Source organism: Fusibacter paucivorans (assembly GCF_018390735.1).
GTDB lineage: Bacteria > Bacillota > Clostridia > Peptostreptococcales > Acidaminobacteraceae > Fusibacter > Fusibacter paucivorans.
In genome coordinates this window covers 1-6,098 of sequence record NZ_JAHBCL010000066.1, presented here as the reverse complement: position 1 = coordinate 6,098, position 6,098 = coordinate 1, and the positions used below count along the sequence as shown (strand labels likewise).

Below are 6,098 nucleotides of genomic sequence, written 5' to 3'. Positions count from 1 at the left end.
TCTTTTGAAAATTGCTTTTGATTTTTTGTTCCCATGAGCCTTCTCCTTTTGAATTGGGTTTATTATATCTTGTATTCTAAAAAGACTCAACTTTACTTGTCCTATTTTTATACTATCATCAACCAGCATCTAGTACGCGGTTTTCTTCAAAAGGTTTATCGGTCCATCCTATCGGCTTTATAAAGTACCGTACATCCGAACTCAAATCTATACTGCCTATTGAATGCTCCGTAAATTTGTCTTTAAAGTGTCTTGTTATGTCTAACTTTGGTTTCTTTTCTTTCTCCTGTGGATTAACTTTCATATAATCATCAATATCTCTTATTATCGAATCTAACTCAAGTTTACTTAATGGCTTACTGCTTACAGTGTATAGGTCGTTCAAAGCCTTATCAAGCATATGTGTATCTGTTACTTCAATACCCCATTCATGATTCATAGATAAGCCCCTTACAGTAAAATTAGCAGATGTAATTATTCCTGCAAATGGCTGATTTTTCTTCAACGCAATATAGAGCTTACCGTGAAGAGCATTATCGACTCGTATTTCAAAATCTACTGAGTTTTGCATACATGATATGCAAAATGAATGAAGAGTATTAGCCTTCTTGAATAAATCAGGTGAATTATCCTTTAGCGTTGTTATCAAAGTGATTTTACTAACACCTATAATTGAAATATCATGTATGAACTCATCAAAACTCTCAGTTAAAAACGGACTCACTAAAACAAGATGGTCAGCAGATGTCAGCATACTTTGAATGCATATATTGTGATTAGTTGATATGTTATCAATTAACTTCATCTTTCCTCCTACTGCAACTCAATGGAATGCTCTCTATATGCATCCATATACTTATCAATAAATCCATCAATATCTTCTATTGGAAAACCTGCATTTTGAGCAATCTCTCTTAATATCAGATATGAATGATGTTCTTTGCCACCCTTTATATATTGACCAATTGACTGAGCCAGAACCATTTGAGTATTAAAGTCCAAGTTCGCAGTCATACCATATTGATAGTTACATGCCAACCCTGACGAAACAGATTTGCTTAGAATTACAGGTGGTAACTTCTTATCATCCTGTAAAGTACTCATGATTGTGATGTCAAAAACCTTCTTATCAATTTCCAACCAAGAGTGGTCAAATACAAAGTCAGCTATACCCACTTCTCCGGTCTTAATTACCGGTTTATATCCCTGTTCAACTAATAACATATATAATACTGCTGAAATCATATGACAACCACCTTGAAATTGGTGCTCAACAATAAAATCATAGGCTCCTAACATGATTGTCTTTACTCCAACCTCACAGTCACTTATATCAATACCATGTCTCCATGTTGTTTCCCAATTAAGGCAACACTTCTTGTATTTCTTGCCACTGCCACATGGACACGATTCATTCCTACCTATACTCATACAATTATCCTCCTACTATTAGCTACTCCAAAGCACTTCACAAATCAACAATTCATGAATCACAAGCCTAACTCCACTGTAAACTTTATTCGTAAAAGTCATATACATATATTCCCTATCATTCAACACTCTCCAAGGATATACAATTTGACCATCGGATCCAAGAATTATACTTTCACTTAACCTGCTTCCTACTTCAGGGATAACATCTGATACAACACCACTATTAAATTTATCCAATTCTTCTTCTGAAGCATCATATATGAATTTGTAGTTAAAGTGCTCAGGTTCCTCCATGAAAATATCACTCATTTCATATGCAATATGACCTATTGCTAATTTTTTTAGTACTATTTCAATACTCTCATAATCATAGGTAACTTGAACCTTACCATCTGATAACAATTCAAACTCACTCTCAATTTTTTGTTTTAAACTAGGGTTCTTATGTAATTCTTTAGCTGTTTCCTCACTTATTTCGTAATCACATAAAAGATACTTTTTCAAATACTCGAGATAGTGAATCAAGTACTGCTCATGTCTTGAAAACTTGTTATTACAAGCTAAACATGCTGGGAGTATCTGAAAATCCATATTTTCAATTTCCTCAAAAAAACCCTTTGTAGGTAAATGTTCTCTTGTGTCAGCTACTTCACCGCAATATACACATAGACTATTAATGCTCTTACTTTTAAAAATATAAGGTTTCTTTTTCTCATCACCATAATACTTATTTTTGTTATTTTTTATTCCGTAAATATCATTCATAATTGACCTCTTATCTTAACTAGTAAAGCTTTATCAATTTAAGATGTTCACTATCTTCGAGTCCTCTTATATCTTCTTCAAACTCTGAAAAAGTCTGCTCACTCACTGCAATACACAGTAAATCAGTTGCTCTGCTCATGCCAACATATCCAATTCTTAATGAGCTTCTTTCATAAGCATCGAATTTCCCCTTCTTCTTACCAAACATTCTTGTGAATATTCGATTTAAGTCTGTTTTCTTATGATATAACGATTCTAGGTACAAGGTTGCAGTATGCGTTTCACCCTTTACTCCATGTACTGTATCTATGCTTATACTAACCCCATCTTTGCTAATACGATTTTCGCACGATTCATTGAAATTCAACTCTATTCCATCCGCCTTAAAATGCTTCAAGAAATCAGCTTCATCAATACTTTCTTCTTCTACTACTTTTGATATGCAACCAAATAAAAATTGTCCTATTTCACTATATACATCCACATCATTATTTAGAATTCTTCTAGTCCAAGGAGTCACAGTTGTTCTGAGCTTTATCAAATCCTCTTCAAACTTATTTTCAACAGTTTTCTTTAATGACTTAGAGCTAACCCTAGAACCTTCAACTTCAAAATCAATAGAATTTAAGAATTTAACACAAAATTCAATTATTCCTTTATAAATATTACCTGCAGACTTTCTGTGTTTAAGAGTTTCATTTAGAATACCGATAAAATTCAAGTTTGAATGTTTCTTCTCTACTTTCTTTTTACTTGAAAAGTCAGGGTAATATGAGTTAACAGTAAGGTGCTCAGGAGCCTCTTTAAAACCTACCCACCCACACGCTTTAAATGGATACTTTGCATCTGATAATTGGTATTCATCAATAATGCTAATATATTTATCTATGACACTACCGATTGTATCCTCATTATAGAGAATCAAATGAGGTACAAAACCTTTAGCACCATCAACAGCAATTAATGGCTTATCACTCTCACTCGTTCTCATTAAACTTATAAAATCTGCAATTGGTTGGTTAAATCTCATACTCTTTGTAATCTCTAACTTTTCGCCTTTTATCTGTATATCTCCATCCGAAACATTACTTGAGTCATATATTGCCTGATTAGCATCACCAAATCTTTGAAGAACAACATCATCGTTAAAAGCTAAGTTCACAATCTCATTTTGTAAAGAGCTATTATCCTGAGTCTCATCAATAAATACATACTTAAATCTCGATGATAAGTAGTTCCTTATCTCAGGGAAGGAAGTAAGATAAATTTGAGATAGCAAATATACATCACTATACTTTAATACTCCTTTGGCTAACATTTCATCGTGAAACAATCCATAAAATAGTTTATACAAATCCTTCTTGCTGTCTTTAACTACTGTTTTACCAGATTTACTAAAGAAAAATTCACCATTATATGATAATTGAACACCTTTCAGATATTTAAACTTTAAATCATATTGAATCCTGTTTTGCTCTTTTTTACTCAACCCTGAATCTATCTTTTCAATATCATCCTTCACCCGAAAGTAAATCTTTTTGCCTAAATCACTCCACGGCATGAATTTACTTCTTAACACTCGATAATACACATCGTCATCAACCACAGCAATATTAGATTCATAAATTTGCTTGTAGTATGGAGTAGCACAGAATTTACTATAAAACGAATGAATCGTACCAAAGTAATTTGGATATTGAAAAAGGATATCACTTTTACTACCTAATTTCTCCTTTATCTCATTTACAGCTACATTAGTATGAGTCATAACGCATATGCCTTTTCCATCGTCTAATGGCAACGAATCTAGCATAAGCGTCAACTTCGCTAATAGAGCTGTTGTTTTACCACTCCCTGGGCAGGCAATAACATCAATACTCTTATCCATACATTGAATAATAGGAACTTTTTCGTCCTCATCAAATGAGCACCCATCAGGTAACAATATCTTTTCAGCCTTCTTAATATCATCCTTGGAAATGCAAATATAATTACTCATCTGCACCTCCTACATTTCTGCATACATTATCAATTGCATCTACTAAGAATTTTAGTTTTTCATCAGACACTATGATTGGCTTCACCTTCTCAGATGAATTCAATAGCAACTCACCTAAGTATTGAGCAGCAACAGCTTTTGATGCACGTTTCTCTAGCAAATCCTCATAAATTAAATATGCAATCTTATCTTCACTCTCACCCGATACTTCCCAATCAGCAATTGATTTCTTAGCCTCATCTAGCTCATAGGTTAAGTCAATTTCTGTTATCAGTTCTTCATTATTTTTAATCATTTTTGATACTCTAATTGCGCATAGCATATATGCCCTTAACCCACTTAATGCTATGTCATACTCAAGGGTCCAATTGTTCAAATAGACTTCAACTGTATCAGTTGAATATTTCTTAAGCTTATTCTCACGTATAGTTTTCTTATATAAAGCAAAATCATCAACTTCCTCAAGTGAATCTTCTATGCGCTTTTTTAATCCATGATGTTTCGTGAAATTATCAATATTGTTTTCCTTTTTCACAGTTGTTATAGCTCTATCTTTAGAAGAAAAGAATGTTTCATCAAAAGATTCTAATGTAATAGAGAACTCACTTGCAATTTCAGTTCTTTTATCTTTAGGCAACCTATACACAATATATTCGTGTTCAGGATTTCCCACTTGCGGCTTAACATCCAAATCAGTAATTATTGACACGGGTATTCCAAAGCACTTGCCATCACTTCTGTTATAGATATTTGAGTATCTTAAAAATGCTGTGTTGCCAATATTAACTACAGAAACACCGTATTTATGTAATGGCTTATCCAATAAATCAGCTAAGATTGGAACTAATAGGTTTTCCGAGTCTCCTTCTACGAAAATCACACCTTTGGCAAAAAACAGATTGGCCTTTGTAGCATCTAAGAATCTTTCAAGAAACTTATAATCACCTGAACTAAGTAATGTATACTCACTCCCCATCGGATATGCTGTTTTATCTTTGCACAAAATTATGTTTTCAAGCTTTATTACTGAAGCAAGCGTTATGCTATGAGTTGTAATTATATATTGAGCATTTGCATTTGAACTTTCTTGTAATGATTTTATCAATCTCAACTGTGCTTGCGGATGTAAATGAGCTTCAATTTCTTCAATTAATGCTATATTATAACTTTTCTCAATTTCAAATAATAACAGTTCTAGTGCTATAAATAATTGATTTAGGGTACCCAATCCAACTTTGTTTTCATCTACGTTTAAACTAAGTTTCCTCAAGATAGAAGACAACTCGTTCCTACTTACATCAACAAATGACTTGTAATTATTTTCATCAAAACTTGTACCCATAAAACTCTGTAATGTTTTATCAATAAATCCAGTAATAGCTTTTGCTCCTGGTTCATTTTGCTCTATATCAAAAACTTCATCCTCATCCAAATTATCTTTCTCAAAGAAGCTTTTAACTCTATGGTTAGCAACCTTAAAGTATCGTTCTAAAACATGACTTTTTTCTTTCTTCTCAAATAACTGATGTTTTCCTAATACCTGTGCTAGCCTTGACCTATACCCGGGTGTAAGCTCATTTTCAGCATCTCTTAATGGCTTTAGATATGTTGCTCTAAGTAGGTCTGCAGCATCAAACCTTACACCTAAATCACCAACACCAGCTGTAATTGAAGATATTACTCTTCCATTTTTTTCTTTAGCATTTAACTGAACCTTTAGTTCAACTTGTCCATCCTGATCAAAGTTGATGAACTCCAAAAACATTCCTGACTGTGTATCTGTTTATGGTAATCTAAAAATACAATGAATGGCAGACAAAAATACAAAAAAATAATTGCCAGTACAATCTCAATCTTATACCCTTGAAGTGACCAAACTTTAAGGAGGAAAGGACGTGCT

Annotated in this window: 5 protein-coding genes; all 5 read right to left on the bottom strand. The window is 33.0% G+C overall.

All coding sequences use genetic code 11. The annotated features are described in order from the left end of the window. Window positions 1-118 precede the first annotated feature (118 nt). From KHM83_RS19330 to KHM83_RS19310, 5 genes are read right to left on the bottom strand one after another with little or no spacing between them, the layout of a single operon-like run. On the bottom strand, window positions 119-805 hold the full coding sequence (locus tag KHM83_RS19330; RefSeq protein WP_213238679.1) for a restriction endonuclease PLD domain-containing protein: 687 nt from the start codon (window positions 803-805) through the stop codon (window positions 119-121). An 8-nt stretch (window positions 806-813) separates the two neighbouring features. Further along, complete coding sequence (locus KHM83_RS19325; RefSeq protein WP_213238678.1) at window positions 814-1,431, bottom strand: SEC-C metal-binding domain-containing protein; 618 nt, start codon at window positions 1,429-1,431, stop codon at window positions 814-816. 18 nt (window positions 1,432-1,449) lie between these two features. Next, window positions 1,450-2,199 (bottom strand): hypothetical protein, encoded by a 750-nt coding sequence (locus KHM83_RS19320; protein ID WP_213238677.1) that lies wholly within the window; start codon window positions 2,197-2,199, stop codon window positions 1,450-1,452. Window positions 2,200-2,218: 19 nt separating this feature from the next. Further along, window positions 2,219-4,198: a UvrD-helicase domain-containing protein gene (locus tag KHM83_RS19315; protein ID WP_213238676.1), complete on the bottom strand. Its 1,980-nt coding sequence runs from the start codon at window positions 4,196-4,198 to the stop codon at window positions 2,219-2,221. Next, window positions 4,191-5,957, bottom strand: a complete 1,767-nt coding sequence (locus KHM83_RS19310) for an ATP-dependent nuclease (RefSeq protein ID WP_213238675.1) — start codon at window positions 5,955-5,957, stop codon at window positions 4,191-4,193. Before KHM83_RS19310 ends, KHM83_RS19315 begins: the two co-directional genes overlap by 8 nt. Window positions 5,958-6,098 lie beyond the last annotated feature (141 nt).

Coding starts and splice junctions, on each gene's coding strand:
- KHM83_RS19330 (WP_213238679.1), bottom strand. CDS start 805: ATGAAGTTAATTGATAACATATCAACTAATCACAATATATGCATTCAA.
- KHM83_RS19325 (WP_213238678.1), bottom strand. CDS start 1,431: ATGAGTATAGGTAGGAATGAATCGTGTCCATGTGGCAGTGGCAAGAAA.
- KHM83_RS19320 (WP_213238677.1), bottom strand. CDS start 2,199: ATGAATGATATTTACGGAATAAAAAATAACAAAAATAAGTATTATGGT.
- KHM83_RS19315 (WP_213238676.1), bottom strand. CDS start 4,198: ATGAGTAATTATATTTGCATTTCCAAGGATGATATTAAGAAGGCTGAA.